Source organism: Xenorhabdus bovienii (assembly GCF_024721015.1).
Taxonomy (GTDB): Bacteria; Pseudomonadota; Gammaproteobacteria; order Enterobacterales; family Enterobacteriaceae; genus Xenorhabdus; species Xenorhabdus bovienii.
The window spans coordinates 1-14,698 of sequence record NZ_JANAIF010000083.1; the positions used below are offsets into that span (position 1 = coordinate 1).

The following is a 14,698-nucleotide window of genomic DNA, read 5'->3' on the forward strand; positions in this document are numbered from 1 at the left end:
AGCGCGTCTTTTCTTGCCGCAGTGCAAATCCGTTGCCTTGTTCTTTGGCTGAAAATCTCATGACGACATCGTCTAGGGTGGTTCCCTCAAAATCCTTTTTCTAGTACCCGCCCCGTAAAGGGTCTATTAAATTTAGAGGAGGTCATAGATGAGTCGTTTTAATCCCGCGCTTTATGAAAAAACCCCCGATGGTGAGTGTGCTTGATAACCGGGGTTTACACGTTCGAGATATAGGTTATCACCGTGCCGAAGTGAACAATGCAACCGATACCCGTATTACCCACCACCAATATAATATCCAAGGTTCTCTGATCCAGAGTCTTGATCCCCGGCTGTATGCCAGCCAGCAGAATGACAGTACCATCAAGCCCAATTTTATCTGGCAGCATGATTTAAACGGCTAGATTTTACATACAGACAGTGTTGATTCAGGGCGAACCTGCTGCAAATCCGCCACAGTTCACCAGCGACGAATAATAATTACACCTTAAATATCACCGTTTCCAATCGCAGTAACCACGCCGTCTCTCAAGATTTGGCCGAAAAACCGGAACAGGTCGATGCACAGTTTGATGCCGGCGGTCATCAAATGAACCTGATTCAAGGGCAAAGCCTGAATTGGAATTCACGGGGAGAGTTGCAGCAGGTAAACAAAGTGAGCAGCAGCGACAGCCTTGAAGAGTATCGCTATGACAGCGGCGGTATCCGGATGCTGAAAATCGGTGAACAACAGCGAGTCACTTATCTGGCAGGCTTGGAACTGCGTACGACTAAAAATGGCGGGAATATCACCGAAGATTTGCAGATGATCAGCGTTGGTGAAGCAGGTCGGGCACAAGTACGTGTTCTGCATTGGGAGAGCGGTAAACCGACGGATATCGATAATAATCAACTGCGTTACAACTATGGCAATCTGCTTGGCTGCAGTCAACTTGAATTGGATGGCACAGGACAGATTATCACTGAGGAAGAATATTATCCCTATGGCGGTACGTCAGTATGGGCGACAAGAAACCAGACCGAAGCCCATTACAAAACGATTCGTTATTCCGGCAAAGAGCGGGATGCGACGGGGTTGTATTATTATGGCTTCCGTTATTATCAGCCGTAGGTGGGAAGATGGTTAAGTGCTGATCCGGCAGGAACTATAGATGGGCTGAATTTGTATCGGATGGTGAGGAATAATCCTATCAAATTGTTAGATGTTAAGGGACTAGCACCAGTACATAGAACAGAGGATGCTGCAATAGCAAAAGGTTCTTTTACTGGTCTGGAAGAGCGTTTCTTCCAAAAAATGATGAAATCTCAACCATTCAAAAGGCAACGGGCCATAGCTGCTCAGACCGAAAAAGAATCTCATGAGCTATTAACCCAGAATCCTATTGGTAAAGATAGCCAGTTTCTTAAAGACTACACGACCAGTAGTAAAGCTATTAATGAGGATATCCGGCAGGGGAAAACGGGTACAATCGTTCAACAAGGCATAGATAGGGCATTATCACCCTGCAAAGTAAAAATAACGAAAAAAAGGTCGTTTACCGCGTTATGACATATGCAGATAACGAGACTTTCTCTCCCTGGCATTCTCAAGGAGAAAACCGTATGAATGTCGGAGATATTGTTTCAGACCGTACTTATTTATCTACATCAGAACATCGTGGTTTTTTAGATTTTAAGCATAAAGAGGATAAAGGTGAAACTCGATATGTCAAAATGGCTTTGTTATCAAATAAAGGAGTTAATATCGCTGATATTTCACAATACAATAATGCGATTGAAAAAATGGCTTTTGATCGGGCTTCAAGCAAGACTTTGACCGAACGGCTTAAAGGCCCACCAGCAGGACAGGCTGAGATTCTCTTCCCCAGAGAAACACGTTTTAAAATTCATTCAATTAAACAGGATGGCAGAAATGTTCATGTCTTGTTGAGTGATATAACCGCTAATAACGCCATGAATGTGGATATAAAAGAGATGTTTTCCGGGGGAAAGTTATAAAAAATCTTGTTTAATTATAATATATGAAGTACATAAATATTAAATTAAAACAGCATCTAAAAATAAGAGTTATCCATTTTTCTATATAAATATAGTAAAACATGAAGTAACTCTCATTTTTTATTTGAAGAAATACAGAGTTATCTACTTCCAGAATAACGATGTTGCATTTACTATGTGAAACTGCCAAATATAATTAATAAAACTGCACCTTTCAAAGCTAAATAATTATCGCTTACGGGTGCAGTTCAAAACATTTAATTAGGATACCAATTACAGCACATCAACCGCATTCAATTCTTTAAAAGCCTGTTCCAGACGAACGATCATGGAAACCTGGGCAGCACGCAGCCAAACACGTGGATCGTAGAATTTTTTGTTAGGTTTGTCTGCGCCTTCTGGGTTACCCAATTGACCTTGCAGATAGCCTTCGTTCTTTTTGTAGTAGTTCAGAATACCTTCCCAAGTTGCCCACTGGGTGTCGGTATCGATATTCATTTTAACTACGCCATAGCTGACCGCTTCCTGAATCTCTTCTGCGGTAGAACCAGAACCGCCGTGGAAAACGAAATCCAGGCTGTTGTGTGGCAGGTTGAACTTCTCAGACACGTAGTCTTGTGAGTTACGCAGGATTTTTGGCGTCAGTTTGACATTACCTGGCTTATAGACGCCGTGAACGTTACCGAAAGAAGCCGCGATAGTGAAACGTGGGCTGATAGCGTTCAGTTTTTCATAAGCGTAAGCCACATCTTCTGGCTGAGTATACAGAGAAGAGCTGTCCAGATGACTGTTATCAACACCGTCTTCTTCACCGCCAGTACAGCCCAGTTCGATTTCCAGCGTCATGTCGATTTTCGCCATACGCGCCAGATACTGGCTGCAAATCTCAATGTTTTCTTCCAGAGACTCTTCTGACAGGTCAATCATATGGGAAGAGAACAGCGGCTTTCCGGTCTGCGCATAATGTTTTTCACCGGCATCCAGCAGGCCGTCAATCCACGGCAGCAGTTTGCGTGCACAGTGGTCGGTATGCAGGATAACAGGAACGCCGTAGTATTCTGCCATCTGATGAACATGATGAGCACCAGAAATTGAACCCAGAATCGCCGCCTGCTGGCCTTCTGCCTTCAAACCTTTACCTGCAACGAATGCCGCACCGCCATTGGAAAACTGGATGATTACCGGAGCACGTACTTTTGCCGCTGTTTCCAACACTGCGTTGATGGAATCAGTACCGACGCAGTTAACAGCTGGTAAAGCGAAGTTGTTTTCTTTTGCGACAGCAAAGACTTTTTGAACATCATCACCAGTGATGACACCCGGTTTTACGAAATCAAAAATTTTAGACATGTTACGTGGTCCTGTATTGACATTGAACAGGCAGCAAATGCTGCCCGTTATCACAACTTAATTACTGTTAGCACGTTCTTCCAGCATGACAACGGCTGGCAGTTTTTTGCCTTCGACAAACTCAAGGAAAGCACCACCACCGGTAGAGATGTAAGAGATCTTATCAGCAATGCCGAACAGATCGATGGCGGCCAAGGTATCACCGCCACCTGCAATCGAGAAAGCGTCACTTTCAGCAATCGCACGAGCAATAATTTCGGTTCCTTTACGGAAGTTAGGGAATTCAAAAACACCCACCGGGCCATTCCACAGAATGGTTTTGGCATCTTTCAGGATTTCAGCCAGACGCTCCGCAGAAGCATCACCCAAATCCAGGATCTGCTCTTCGTCTTTAATTTCGCTGGTGGATTTCAGCGTTGCTTCTGCTGTTTCAGAGAATTCAGTGGCAACACGGACATCGGTAGGAACCGGAATATCACAGCTTTCCAGCAGTTTTTTCGCTTCAGGGATCAAATCATCTTCATACAGAGAACGGCCAACATTATGCCCTTCTGCGGCAACAAACGTATTGGCAATTCCACCGCCCACAATCAGCTGGTCAGCAATTTTAGACAGTGAATCAAGAACAGTCAGTTTAGTTGAGACTTTAGAACCACCCACAATCGCCACCATTGGGCGAGCGGGGTTGCGCAGCGCTTTACCCAAGGCTTCCAGTTCACCGGATAGCAGTGGACCCGCACAGGCAATCTCCGCAAATTTGGCAACGCCGTGGGTGGATGCCTGAGCGCGGTGCGCGGTGCCAAAGGCATCCATCACATACACATCACACAAGGCTGCATATTGTTTTGATAACGTTTCATCGTCTTTTTTCTCACCTTTATTGAAGCGAACGTTTTCCAGCACAACCAGTTCGCCTTCCGCCACTTCAACGCCATCCAGATAATTTTTTTCCAGACGAACAGGAGATGAAAGTTTTTCTTTCAGGTAATCAACGACAGGTTGCAGTGAGAACTCTTCGTTGTATTCTCCCTCAGTCGGGCGCCCCAGGTGAGAAGTAACCATGACTTTGGCTCCCTGATTCAACGCAGACACAATCGTCGGCAAAGACGCACGAATACGTGCATCAGAGGTAACTTTGCCATCTTTTACAGGCACATTCAGATCAGCACGGATCAGCACGCGTTTACCCGCCAGATCTAAATCAGTCATCTTAATTACAGACATGGTGAATCCTCTCATTGATTCTCTATAAAATTACTCAATCCTCCGCTGTGTGCCGTTTGTCCAAGTAACACCCGACACAACAGAAGATTATTTGAAACCCGTTGCGGCCATTACCAACGTCGTATCAAGCATACGATTGGCAAAGCCCCACTCATTATCACACCACACGAGAGTCTTGATCAGGTGGCTCCCGCTGACCCTCGTTTGTGTACCATCCACGATGGCACTGTGGGGATCGTGGTTAAAATCCGTTGAAACCAACGGTAAATCAGTGTAATCCACTATACCACGAAACGAGCTTACCGCTGATTCTTGCAGTAGCTGGTTCACATCCCTGACATCCACTGCGGCGCTGACCGTCACGCTCAAGTCAATCGCTGTCACATTGATAGTCGGCACCCGCACCGAAATGGCCTCAAAACGATCACTGAATTTGGGGAAGATACGTGTGATCCCCGCAGACAGTTTTGTATCGACAGGGATGATGGATTGACTGGCAGCTCGGGTTCGACGTAAATCACTATGATAAGCATCAATCACGGGTTGATCATTCATAGAAGCATGAATGGTTGTCACCGTGCCAGATTCAATATTGAACGCATCATCCAATAATTTGATGATTGGAATAATGCAGTTTGTCGTACAGGATGCATTGGAAACGATACAATCCTCCGCCACCAGCTCATGGTGATTCACACCATAGACTACGGTCGCATCCAGATCATTCCCTCCCGGATGGGAAAACAGAACTTTTTTGGCACCGCTGGCAATATGCGCTTCACCATCCGCCCGCTCGCCGTATTTGCCCGTACAGTCAAGTACGATATCAATGTCCAACTCTTTCCACGGCAACGCTGAAATATCCGGTTGATGAAACAGCCGGATGCTGTCATCTCCCACTTGCAATAAGCTGTTGTTCAGGCGTACATCCCATGCAAAACGCCCATGACTGGAATCGTATTTCAATAAGTGAGCGATACCTTCCGCATCAGCCAGCTCATTAATAGCGATCACCGAAATTTCAGCTTGACGCCCGGATTCGTAGAGAGCACGTAAGATACTGCGCCCGATTCTCCCAAAACCGTTAATCGCTATCCTGATTGTCATGTTACTCCCTGAATTTCTCTGTGGTCATGCAACCGCTTAGAATAACTGAGCAACTGCTGATTGTACGGATGATTCATCACAAAATTAATCAGATTGTGACAGACAAGACATTTTACGAGCCAAAACTGAAACGGTTCAGCTAATATAGACGCAGATTACGAGAAAAAAAGCGCGATGGCAAGAGTCATTAATGAGATAATGAAGCAAAATTGCATAAAAAAAGAGCGCATTCGCTCAGATATTGATGCGAATGCGCTTATCGTTTCGTTTACTGATTATTTCAACAGAGATGTCGCTTTGGCAACCACGTTTTCGACAGTGAAACCAAACTCTTTGAACAGAAGATCAGCCGGCGCGGATTCACCGAATGTTTCCATACCCACGATAGCACCGTTGATGCCAACGTATTTGAACCAGTAATCAGCGATACCGGCTTCGATGGCAACACGAGCAGAAACCGCAGCTGGCAGTACAGCTTCACGGTATGCTGCATCCTGTTTGTCAAATGCATCAGTAGATGGCATAGAGACAACACGAACCTGGCGACCTGCTGCGCTCAGTTGATCAGCCGCTTTCACCGCCAGTTCAACTTCAGAGCCAGTCGCGATCAGGATCAGTTCAGGCTGGCCTGCGCAATCTTTCAGGATATAAGCCCCTTTCTCGATATTCGCCAGTTGTTCAGCCGTACGCGCCTGTTGTGCCAGATTCTGACGGGAGAAGATCAGGGCAGTCGGGCCATTTTGACGTTCAATCGCATATTTCCACGCAACCGCTGATTCCACCTGGTCGCATGGGCGCCATGTGCTCATATTTGGCGTCACGCGCAGGCTGGCAATTTGCTCAACCGGCTGATGGGTCGGGCCATCTTCGCCCAGACCGATGGAGTCATGGGTATATACGAAAATGCTGCGGATTTTCATCAGCGCAGCCATACGCACCGCGTTACGGGCATATTCAACAAACATCAGGAATGTCGCGCCATAAGGTACAAAACCGCCATGCAGAGCGATACCATTCATGATGGCAGACATACCGAATTCACGGACACCGTAGTGAATATAGTTGCCGTCCTGAACTTCATTCAGGGGTTTGGAGCCAGACCACATGGTCAGGTTACTTGGAGCCAAATCAGCAGAGCCGCCCATAAATTCAGGCAGAACTTTACCGAATGCTTCCAGCGCATTTTGTGATGCTTTGCGGCTGGCAATAGAAGCTGGATTCTGTTGCAGATTCTCAATGAATGCTTTGGATTCGGCTTCCCAGCTTGCAGGCAGCTCGCCACGGGTACGGCGGTTAAATTCTGCTGCCAGTTCTGGATGTGCTGTTGCGTAAGCGGCAAATTTTTCTTCCCATGTCGTTTCTTTAGCTTTGCCTGCTGCTTTAGCATCCCATCCAGCATAAATATCCTGAGGAACTTCAAACGCAGGATGTTCCCAGCCCAGCGCGTTGCGGGTCGCTTCGATTTCCGCGTCACCCAGTGGGGAACCGTGACACTCTTCTTTGCCTGCTTTGTTTGGTGAGCCAAAACCGATGATGGTTTTACACATCAGCAGAGAAGGTTTGCCTGTTTCTTTTTGTGCTTCTTCGATTGCGGCTTTGATAGCGTCTGAGTCATGACCATCTACGCCACGGATAACGTGCCAGCCATACGCATCAAAACGTGCAGCGGTATCATCAGTGAACCAACCTTCTACTTCACCATCGATGGAGATACCATTGTCATCATAGAACGCAATCAGTTTGCCCAGTTTCAGTGTACCCGCCAAAGAGCAGACTTCATGGGAGATCCCTTCCATCATACAGCCGTCACCCATGAATACATAAGTGTGGTGATCGACGATATCATGACCCGGGCGGTTGAACTGTGCTGCCAGTGTACGTTCCGCAATTGCAAAACCCACTGCATTGGCGACGCCCTGACCCAGTGGCCCAGTCGTTGTTTCTACGCCCGCAGTATAGCCATATTCTGGATGTCCAGGGGTTTTGGAATGCAGTTGACGGAAGTTTTTCAGATCATCGATAGAAACATCATAGCCAGTCAGGTGCAGCAAGCTGTAAATCAGCATAGAGCCGTGGCCGTTGGATAATACGAAACGGTCACGAGCAGCCCAGTTAGGGTTCACCGGGTTATGATTCAAATAGTCGCGCCACAGCACTTCGGCAATGTCAGCCATTCCCATTGGTGCGCCAGGATGCCCTGATTTTGCTTTCTGCACAGCATCCATGCTCAAGAAGCGGACAGCATTAGCAAGGGTTTTACGAGTGGTCATTCTTTACTCCAAGTCGGATGAAAGCGTTAATGTACATAAGAACTAATTTTCGCAGCGCGGCATACAAACCGCAATCATTAATGCCAGATAACGGGAACAATCTTAATTTTCCTCTGGCATCAATTCTTTGATTTATCCCGTTGTTATGACAAATTTTCAGATCAATTCGTACAACTGAAGGTGCATTTGCGCAAATGGGAGATAATTTCATACCGTGATTTGCGCAAAGGGAAGTCACGTATTAGACATGATACTTTATAGGTTGATCAAGGCAAAAAGAGCGAGTTTCTTTGCCTATGAGGATAATGATATTTAATTGATATTGAGGCTTATTTGAATTGAAATACTGATGATTTTGTATAGTATTTGGTCATTACTTCTCCCAAACTTAATAATAAATGTCAAAATTCAATCTTACATCTGACTCAACCTCAATTCCGGCTATCATGCGATTGGATTCTATTCATACAAAACGTGACGGGCTTATTAACTTACTGCACGATTGTGTCGAAAGCGACGCTTCTGTCGGTTTTATTGCTCCACTTGATGTGAACGAAGCAGAGCAATACTGGCAAAATGTTGAAGCAGATATGGTGTCGGGTAGTCGCGTGCTGTTGATGGCTCTGGAGGGAGAAGAAGTCGCTGGTTCGGTACAACTGTCTTTCTGCCAGAAAAAGAATGGCCTGCACCGTGCCGAAGTGGAAAAACTGATAGTGCATACCGCTTACCGTCAGCGCGGCATTGGCCGAATGTTAATGAATGAATTGGAACGGCTGGCAAAGCAATATCAGCGTCGTTTGCTGGTATTGGATACCCGTACTGGTGACCCCGCGTCAGCACTCTATCGAAAATGCGGTTTTATTGAAGCCGGGCAGATCCCACAATTTGCGTTAAATTCCGGCGGGGAATTCGCGGGAACTACATTTTTTTATAAGCTGATTTGAGGCTTTTGGTCGTTGCCGGAAAAAGAAAAAGCCCCGAGTTAAAAACTCAGGGCTTAAATATTCTGGCGGTGCGGACGGGGCTCGAACCCGCGACCCCCGGCGTGACAGGCCGGTATTCTAACCAACTGAACTACCGCACCGCATGGTGTTCTGGTTGAGAACGGGGTGGATAATACGAGCCTCAGCATAATCCGTCAATCGCTTTTTATAACAAAATTGTGCGCTTGCACAGTTTTTCACCTTAATGACGAAGTTATTTTATCTTATTGCGGCTTCCGTCACTGTAATTGTTCAGGTTTTGAACGCCATAGACAACTTCCCCCTTTCTTTTCAACCAGATCCAAGCGGGATTCATGTTGAAGCAATTCCTCATCAGAAGCATAGATAACTTTCAATCCCGTTTGGGGACGCGTAATTTTCTGGATTTCTGCCATCTGAGCGCCACCTGAAATCTCCCCTTCCATCGAAAAGGTCAGCGATGTCTGGCCACCTGTCATTGTCAGATAGACATCAGACAAAATCTCGGCATCAAGCAAGGCCCCGTGGAGAGTACGCTTCGAGTTATCGATCTGATAACGGTCGCACAATGCATTAAGGTTATTTCGCTTGCCGGGGAACAGTTGCCTTGCCAGCACCAAGCTATCCGTGATCGTACAAAAATCTGCGGTTGGCGGGATATCACGATTAAGCTTGCGGAATTCATAGTCCATAAAGCCGATATCGAACGTCGCGTTATGAATAATCAGCTCGGCGCCCCGGATAAATTCGATGAACTCATCGGCAATATCGGCAAACTTTGGTTTATCCTGCAAAAATTCGTCACTGATACCGTGAACTTCAAACGCTTCAGGATCAACCAGACGCTCAGGTTTAATATAGAGATGAAAATGGCGCCCCGTCAGACGACGGTTGATCACTTCCACCGCTCCAATTTCGATAATATTGTGTCCTTCATAGTGAACACCCAGCTTGTTCATACCGGTTGTTTCTGTATCGAGGACAATTTGGCGGGTAATTGCAGTGCTCATAGTGTTTTTTTGTGTCAGACTTAGAGTTTCGATTGAAGTTGATATAGGAAGAGTCTACCAAATATGAGCAAAAAGGTAGAAATTTTCACCGATGGATCTTGCCTCGGTAATCCCGGACCCGGTGGATACGGTGTTGTACTCCGTTACCAGCAGCATGAAAAAACCTTGAGCAAAGGCTATTTTCGTACGACCAACAACCGAATGGAATTGATGGCGGCCATTGCAGGGCTGGAATCGCTCACATGTCCATGCAATGTGATCCTGACTACCGATAGCCAGTATGTCCATCAAGGAATTACCCAATGGATACACAACTGGAAAAAACGCGGCTGGAAAAAAGCCGACAAATCCCCCGTCATCAATGTTGATCTCTGGCAGCGACTGGATCAAGCCATAGCAGACCATGATATCGATTGGCGCTGGGTCAAGGGGCATGCAGGCCATCGAGAAAACGAACAGTGTGATGAATTGGCTCGTACCGCCGCCAATTCACCCACGTTGCCTGATAATGGTTATGCTGAAAGTGAAAATTAAATAACGGTATTCAACAATAACTATCACCAATTAGCCTCATATTCTTATGGGGCTTAACATATACAATCCGTCAGTTATAGATCGAGTTCATCCACCAGCACCTTAAACCCTACTCTTACCATTTTCGGGATGTCTTTTGATAGCTCGTCCAGCATCGCTTTTCGTTTTGGAGGAAGCATTTTTCTGTCTTCCAAAATCAAATCACCATCTTTAAGCAATCTAACCCAACCTTCCAGAACCGACCTTAAGCGGGGAAATCGTAGCTTAACGACATCATATACAGCAACAAAAAAACGCGATTTAATTTAAAAAAATTATATTATTCAATAAATTATTGTAATTCACATTATTAGAAATAAATTCACACGTTCAACACTCAATCATAAAGTTAGTCTAACAAAGTTGACCAAAATAATAAAAACAAATATGCTTAATGTATGTACATCAAGAGGTGATGTTATGGAAAAGATTAACATCTACGATGCGAAAACTAACCTGTCCAGAATTGTTCAGGAAGTTGCTCGCACTGGAGAATCTGTGGTGATTGCCAAGAATGGCCATGCACTGGTTAAAGTTGTCGCATACAGAGAAGAGAAACCTAAGCGTAAATTAGGCTTCCTCAAAGGCAAAGGTCGTATTCCCGACAATTTTGACGATATGAACAGCGCTGAAATTGTTGATATGTTCGAAGGAAAAGACTCTTAATGGAATTGTTGTTAGATACTAACATTTTATTGTTTATGGCATATGAACCGGAAAAACTGAAAGCCGATGTTATTGATCTTCTCGAAGATACCGACAAAACCCTTTGTTTTAGCGCGGCGTCTATATGGGAGGTGGTCATTAAAAGCAATCTGAACAAGCCTGATTTTTCCATAGATCCAAAACAGTTCAGGGATGGACTGTTTCAAGCTGGTTTGATTGAAATCCCCATCAAAAGCGAACACACGCTTGTTGTATGTGATTTACCGGAAAAGCTACATAAAGACCCGTTTGACCGGTTGATTGTCGCTCAAGCGAAATACAACAAGATCCCACTCATTACCAGTGATAGCAAGCTGATAGATTTTGTCAGTGATTATATTACTGTAATCCCTAACAGATAGCCAAAATGAGTATGGGTAATGTAACTCGTTTATTACCTCCCCGCCTTAAAAGACGGGGCTTTACGATGCACCTTGGTAAAAATTATTGGCGTCGGTGAAGATCTTTTGCCGCTCCCAATACATTTCTGAACTTCGGTTTCAGCGATGTCGCCCACATGGGATTTAATGTCAGGGGAATTGTCCGCTTGCGGGCAATTACCAAATTCATACAGCCAAATATCGACGTGGAACGGTTACAAAAACTTTTCCCGCTTTGCCACGGTAAAACATGAAAGCTGGCATGATGAACAATTTCATAATTGAGCAGGCTTAACCAATCCACTTGGCGAAGCATGGAAAACATTTGAGCCTCATAAGCCTGACGACGGTGTATCGGCAGGAACACTTTTCTTAATCCCAACAGGCTGATCGGGTTAAAACCACTGATAATCACCCAGCCATCATCAGTTATGATACGGTCAACTTCCCGTAGCAGCCAGTGTGGATCAGCACTGTAAGTCAGCATATGCGCCAGCAGGCAGGCATCAACAGATTTAGCTTCAAAAGGCAGGCAGTAAGGATCAGCAATAACATCCATACTTCCCTCGAGTAAGCCGATATTGAACTGATGACTGATCGGACAGGCACGGCTGTCAATTTCTGCACTCAGATTACCCAGCTTCGCCAAATGAAGCCCAAAAATCTTCGGCCACCACGGTTCCAATTGACGTTCCAGAGCGACGCGGTAATACTCCCCCCACGGCAACTCAGCCCAAGAAGCAGGGGATGTTATTTGCTTGATTGAACGCGCTGATTGCATGTCATCTTCCTTTCAACCTACTATAAACATGAGGCATATAATGGAGCTTATCAGGATCCCCGCCCTTTCAGATAACTACATTTGGTTACTTTGTGATGAAGACAAACATTGTGTCATTGTTGATCCGTCTGAATCACAACCTGTCATTGATATCTTAGCAGCCAACCAACTTATTCCTGCGGCTATCCTGCTGACTCACCATCACCACGACCATGTTGGCGGCGTGGCTGGCCTACTTAAACAATACGCCGAATTACCCGTATATGGCCCGGAAGAGACCCGGAGCAAAGGTGCCACTCATATTGTCCATGAACATGGCACCATTGAGATCGGTCATTATTGTTTCCACATCATGGAATTACCCGGCCATACCCTGGGTCACATTGCATTCTATCAGGCTCCCTATTTGTTTTGTGGCGACACTCTGTTTTCTGGTGGCTGTGGTCGATTGTTTGAAGGTACAGCCGAACAAATGTTTTCTTCTCTTGAGAAAATCATATCATTACCGGATGAGACTTTAATCTGCTGTGCTCACGAATATACTGCCGCCAATATGAAATTTGCACGGGCAGTTTTACCTGAGAATAAAACTATTCATGATTATTATAATAAAATTATAAGTATTCGCGAAAATAATAAGCCAACAGTGCCAACAACTTTACAAATAGAGAAAAAAGTTAACGTTTTCCTGAATTGTCACAACATTGATTTACAAAAAAATATCGGCATTAAACCTAATTCAAAACCACTTTCTTCTGTTTTTCAGCAATTAAGAATTTATAAAGATCGATTTTGACTTTATTGGGTTGTCTTCTGCGTAATAGGTCAGTATGATCGCTCACCTTTTAGGCAAACATAAAAAGAGAACATGAAGACAAAAGCGATCTTATTCGCCTCTGTTCTACTTGCCGGGTGTCAATCGGGTCTGCAATCAAAAACCCCTTCCCAGCAAAATACACAGAAGATGTCTTCAACGAATCAGCAGACAGACGGTATTGCAGAACCAAAGGATACTGCAAACTGGAAGGAGAGTCCGACAACCCAACAAGATTTGTGGGGACATATCCGTGATGAGTTGAAGATGGAAATTCCTGACAATAACAGGGTGCGCGAGCAACAAAATTATTATCTGAAACACAAGAGTTATCTCCAAAATGTGATGTTACGGGCAGAACCGTATATGTATTGGATAGTTGATCAGCTTGATCAACGACATATGCCAATGGAAGTAGTATTTCTTCCCATAGTGGAGAGTGCTTTTAATCCTCATGCCACTTCTTATGCCAAAGCGGCTGGCTTATGGCAGATTATTCCGAGTACAGGCCACCATTATGGCTTGACACAGAATAAATGGTACGATGCCCGTCGTGATGTGGCTGCATCCACGACAGCAGCGCTGGAGATGCTTGAGTATCTGAATGCACGGTTTAATGGAGATTGGTTGTTGACTATCGCGGCTTACAACAGCGGCGAAGGTCGGGTCATACGTGCAATCAAAGACAATCAGGCGAAGGGCAGACCAACGGATTTCTGGTCTTTGTCGCTGCCACGCGAAACGATGCAGTATGTTCCAAAAATAGTGGCTCTCAGCAATATCATTCGCCATAACGACAAGTTTAGTTTGAAGCTGCCACAGCTCAACAATCAGCAGGCACTTGCTAAAGTTGAGGTTGGTCAGCAGATCACGCTGTCACAAGCAGCGGAGTTATCTGGGCTGTCCCTGACATCAATCAGGGCATATAACTCTGGTTATAAGCAGGGCATAACATCCCCTGATGGGCCGCATTACATCATGCTGCCCAAAAGGAACGTCAAACAGTTTAAAAACTTGCTGACAGATGAAAAAGTCTTGAAGGATATCCGGCTGGCTGTTGCTCAAAATACTCGCCAGCTACTGCAACAGAGCCAATATACGGTTCGTTCTGGTGATACGCTGTCTGCCATTGCAAAACGTTTTAAGACATCTCACCGAGAATTACAGAGATTAAACAGTTTGAAAACTGTAGATCGACTCAAGATCGGGCAAGTCTTGAAAATCAATAGCAGTGGCCCTGTCACGTATCAGGTTCGCAAGGGAGACTCCTTTTTCAGCATCGCCAAACGCCACGGCGTCAATCTCAACGACCTGATGAGCTGGAATAAAAGCATCAGAATCAAGGATATTAAACCGGGTATCAATCTGACGCTTTATCCTAATTAAGTCAGTTTAGTTTGTTCGATATTATATAAAACTCCCTGTCCAGAAGGACAGGGAGTTTTTTCGCTGAATATTAATCTGCAATATCATTTATATTTATATTTATATTTATATTTATATTTATATTTATATTTATATTTA

General features: G+C 45.0%; 15 protein-coding genes, 1 tRNA gene and 1 pseudogene. 9 read left to right on the forward strand and 8 right to left on the reverse strand.

All coding sequences use genetic code 11. The annotated features are described in order from the left end of the window. Positions 1 to 173: 173 nt before the first annotated feature. The 3 genes and pseudogenes from NXS07_RS16520 to NXS07_RS16530 all read left to right on the forward strand — a co-directional run bounded on the left by NXS07_RS16520 (position 174) and on the right by NXS07_RS16530 (position 1,998). The gene (locus NXS07_RS16520; RefSeq protein ID WP_258087167.1) at positions 174 to 404 is read left to right on the forward strand and encodes a hypothetical protein; all 231 of its coding nucleotides are present in this window, start codon (positions 174 to 176) and stop codon (positions 402 to 404) included. Positions 405 to 436: 32 nt separating this feature from the next. Next, a pseudogene (locus tag NXS07_RS16525) lies at positions 437 to 1,222 on the forward strand (RHS repeat-associated core domain-containing protein); the annotation flags it as partial. A 380-nt stretch (positions 1,223 to 1,602) separates the two neighbouring features. Continuing rightward, positions 1,603 to 1,998, forward strand: coding sequence for a hypothetical protein (locus NXS07_RS16530; protein ID WP_038218834.1), 396 nt, complete (start codon positions 1,603 to 1,605; stop codon positions 1,996 to 1,998). Between the two features lie 273 nt (positions 1,999 to 2,271). Here NXS07_RS16530 and fbaA read toward each other — a convergent pair whose 3' ends face one another. From fbaA to tkt, 4 genes are all read right to left on the reverse strand, one after another. Continuing rightward, entirely contained in the window at positions 2,272 to 3,348 is a 1,077-nt protein-coding gene (gene fbaA / locus NXS07_RS16535; protein WP_038194125.1) for a class II fructose-bisphosphate aldolase, read from the reverse strand. Between the two features lie 57 nt (positions 3,349 to 3,405). Then, positions 3,406 to 4,572, reverse strand: a complete 1,167-nt coding sequence (gene pgk, locus NXS07_RS16540; RefSeq protein WP_038224561.1) for a phosphoglycerate kinase — start codon at positions 4,570 to 4,572, stop codon at positions 3,406 to 3,408. Between the two features lie 87 nt (positions 4,573 to 4,659). Continuing rightward, the gene (gene epd, locus NXS07_RS16545; protein ID WP_258087168.1) at positions 4,660 to 5,679 is read right to left on the reverse strand and encodes an erythrose-4-phosphate dehydrogenase; all 1,020 of its coding nucleotides are present in this window, start codon (positions 5,677 to 5,679) and stop codon (positions 4,660 to 4,662) included. 275 nt (positions 5,680 to 5,954) lie between these two features. Next, positions 5,955 to 7,949, reverse strand: a complete 1,995-nt coding sequence (gene tkt / locus NXS07_RS16550; protein WP_046336359.1) for a transketolase — start codon at positions 7,947 to 7,949, stop codon at positions 5,955 to 5,957. A 446-nt stretch (positions 7,950 to 8,395) separates the two neighbouring features. On the opposite strand from tkt, the gene NXS07_RS16555 reads away from it, so the two are divergent. Then, entirely contained in the window at positions 8,396 to 8,893 is a 498-nt protein-coding gene (locus NXS07_RS16555; protein ID WP_038202468.1) for a GNAT family N-acetyltransferase, read from the forward strand. Between the two features lie 63 nt (positions 8,894 to 8,956). On the opposite strand, the gene NXS07_RS16560 is transcribed toward NXS07_RS16555, so the two are convergent. Then, positions 8,957 to 9,033: transfer RNA gene (locus NXS07_RS16560), tRNA-Asp, on the reverse strand. A 138-nt stretch (positions 9,034 to 9,171) separates the two neighbouring features. Continuing rightward, positions 9,172 to 9,921 (reverse strand): DNA polymerase III subunit epsilon, encoded by a 750-nt coding sequence (gene dnaQ / locus NXS07_RS16565; RefSeq protein WP_038194112.1) that lies wholly within the window; start codon positions 9,919 to 9,921, stop codon positions 9,172 to 9,174. Positions 9,922 to 9,984: 63 nt separating this feature from the next. On the opposite strand from dnaQ, the gene rnhA reads away from it, so the two are divergent. Continuing rightward, on the forward strand, positions 9,985 to 10,455 hold the full coding sequence (rnhA, locus tag NXS07_RS16570) for a ribonuclease HI (protein ID WP_258087169.1): 471 nt from the start codon (positions 9,985 to 9,987) through the stop codon (positions 10,453 to 10,455). A gap of 74 nt (positions 10,456 to 10,529) precedes the next feature. On the opposite strand, the gene NXS07_RS16575 is transcribed toward rnhA, so the two are convergent. Continuing rightward, the gene (locus NXS07_RS16575; protein WP_155271877.1) at positions 10,530 to 10,673 is read right to left on the reverse strand and encodes a hypothetical protein; all 144 of its coding nucleotides are present in this window, start codon (positions 10,671 to 10,673) and stop codon (positions 10,530 to 10,532) included. A 241-nt stretch (positions 10,674 to 10,914) separates the two neighbouring features. Between NXS07_RS16575 and NXS07_RS16580 the strand changes: the two genes are divergently transcribed. After that, complete coding sequence (locus tag NXS07_RS16580) at positions 10,915 to 11,160, forward strand: type II toxin-antitoxin system Phd/YefM family antitoxin (protein WP_038224568.1); 246 nt, start codon at positions 10,915 to 10,917, stop codon at positions 11,158 to 11,160. Then, positions 11,160 to 11,561, forward strand: a complete 402-nt coding sequence (locus NXS07_RS16585) for a type II toxin-antitoxin system VapC family toxin (protein ID WP_038224569.1) — start codon at positions 11,160 to 11,162, stop codon at positions 11,559 to 11,561. The genes NXS07_RS16580 and NXS07_RS16585 overlap by 1 nt, the downstream gene beginning before the upstream one ends. Positions 11,562 to 11,643: 82 nt before the next feature. Here the strand turns inward: NXS07_RS16585 and NXS07_RS16590 are convergent, their stop codons facing one another. Further along, positions 11,644 to 12,360, reverse strand: coding sequence for a class I SAM-dependent methyltransferase (locus NXS07_RS16590; RefSeq protein WP_258087170.1), 717 nt, complete (start codon positions 12,358 to 12,360; stop codon positions 11,644 to 11,646). Positions 12,361 to 12,400: 40 nt separating this feature from the next. On the opposite strand from NXS07_RS16590, the gene gloB reads away from it, so the two are divergent. Then, complete coding sequence (gene gloB, locus NXS07_RS16595) at positions 12,401 to 13,156, forward strand: hydroxyacylglutathione hydrolase (RefSeq protein WP_038224570.1); 756 nt, start codon at positions 12,401 to 12,403, stop codon at positions 13,154 to 13,156. Positions 13,157 to 13,228: 72 nt separating this feature from the next. Then, positions 13,229 to 14,560, forward strand: coding sequence for a murein transglycosylase D (mltD, locus tag NXS07_RS16600; protein ID WP_046336353.1), 1,332 nt, complete (start codon positions 13,229 to 13,231; stop codon positions 14,558 to 14,560). Positions 14,561 to 14,698: the final 138 nt, after the last annotated feature.

Bases quoted from the DNA above. Each gene is read 5' to 3' on its own strand.
- mltD (WP_046336353.1), top strand. From the start codon at position 13,229: ATGAAGACAAAAGCGATCTTATTCGCCTCTGTTCTACTTGCCGGGTGT.
- NXS07_RS16580 (WP_038224568.1), top strand. From the start codon at position 10,915: ATGGAAAAGATTAACATCTACGATGCGAAAACTAACCTGTCCAGAATT.
- NXS07_RS16530 (WP_038218834.1), top strand. From the start codon at position 1,603: ATGAATGTCGGAGATATTGTTTCAGACCGTACTTATTTATCTACATCA.
- gloB (WP_038224570.1), top strand. From the start codon at position 12,401: ATGGAGCTTATCAGGATCCCCGCCCTTTCAGATAACTACATTTGGTTA.
- NXS07_RS16555 (WP_038202468.1), top strand. From the start codon at position 8,396: ATGCGATTGGATTCTATTCATACAAAACGTGACGGGCTTATTAACTTA.
- tkt (WP_046336359.1), bottom strand. From the start codon at position 7,949: ATGACCACTCGTAAAACCCTTGCTAATGCTGTCCGCTTCTTGAGCATG.
- pgk (WP_038224561.1), bottom strand. From the start codon at position 4,572: ATGTCTGTAATTAAGATGACTGATTTAGATCTGGCGGGTAAACGCGTG.
- fbaA (WP_038194125.1), bottom strand. From the start codon at position 3,348: ATGTCTAAAATTTTTGATTTCGTAAAACCGGGTGTCATCACTGGTGAT.
- NXS07_RS16585 (WP_038224569.1), top strand. From the start codon at position 11,160: ATGGAATTGTTGTTAGATACTAACATTTTATTGTTTATGGCATATGAA.
- epd (WP_258087168.1), bottom strand. From the start codon at position 5,679: ATGACAATCAGGATAGCGATTAACGGTTTTGGGAGAATCGGGCGCAGT.
- NXS07_RS16520 (WP_258087167.1), top strand. From the start codon at position 174: ATGAAAAAACCCCCGATGGTGAGTGTGCTTGATAACCGGGGTTTACAC.
- dnaQ (WP_038194112.1), bottom strand. From the start codon at position 9,921: ATGAGCACTGCAATTACCCGCCAAATTGTCCTCGATACAGAAACAACC.
- rnhA (WP_258087169.1), top strand. From the start codon at position 9,985: ATGAGCAAAAAGGTAGAAATTTTCACCGATGGATCTTGCCTCGGTAAT.
- NXS07_RS16590 (WP_258087170.1), bottom strand. From the start codon at position 12,360: ATGCAATCAGCGCGTTCAATCAAGCAAATAACATCCCCTGCTTCTTGG.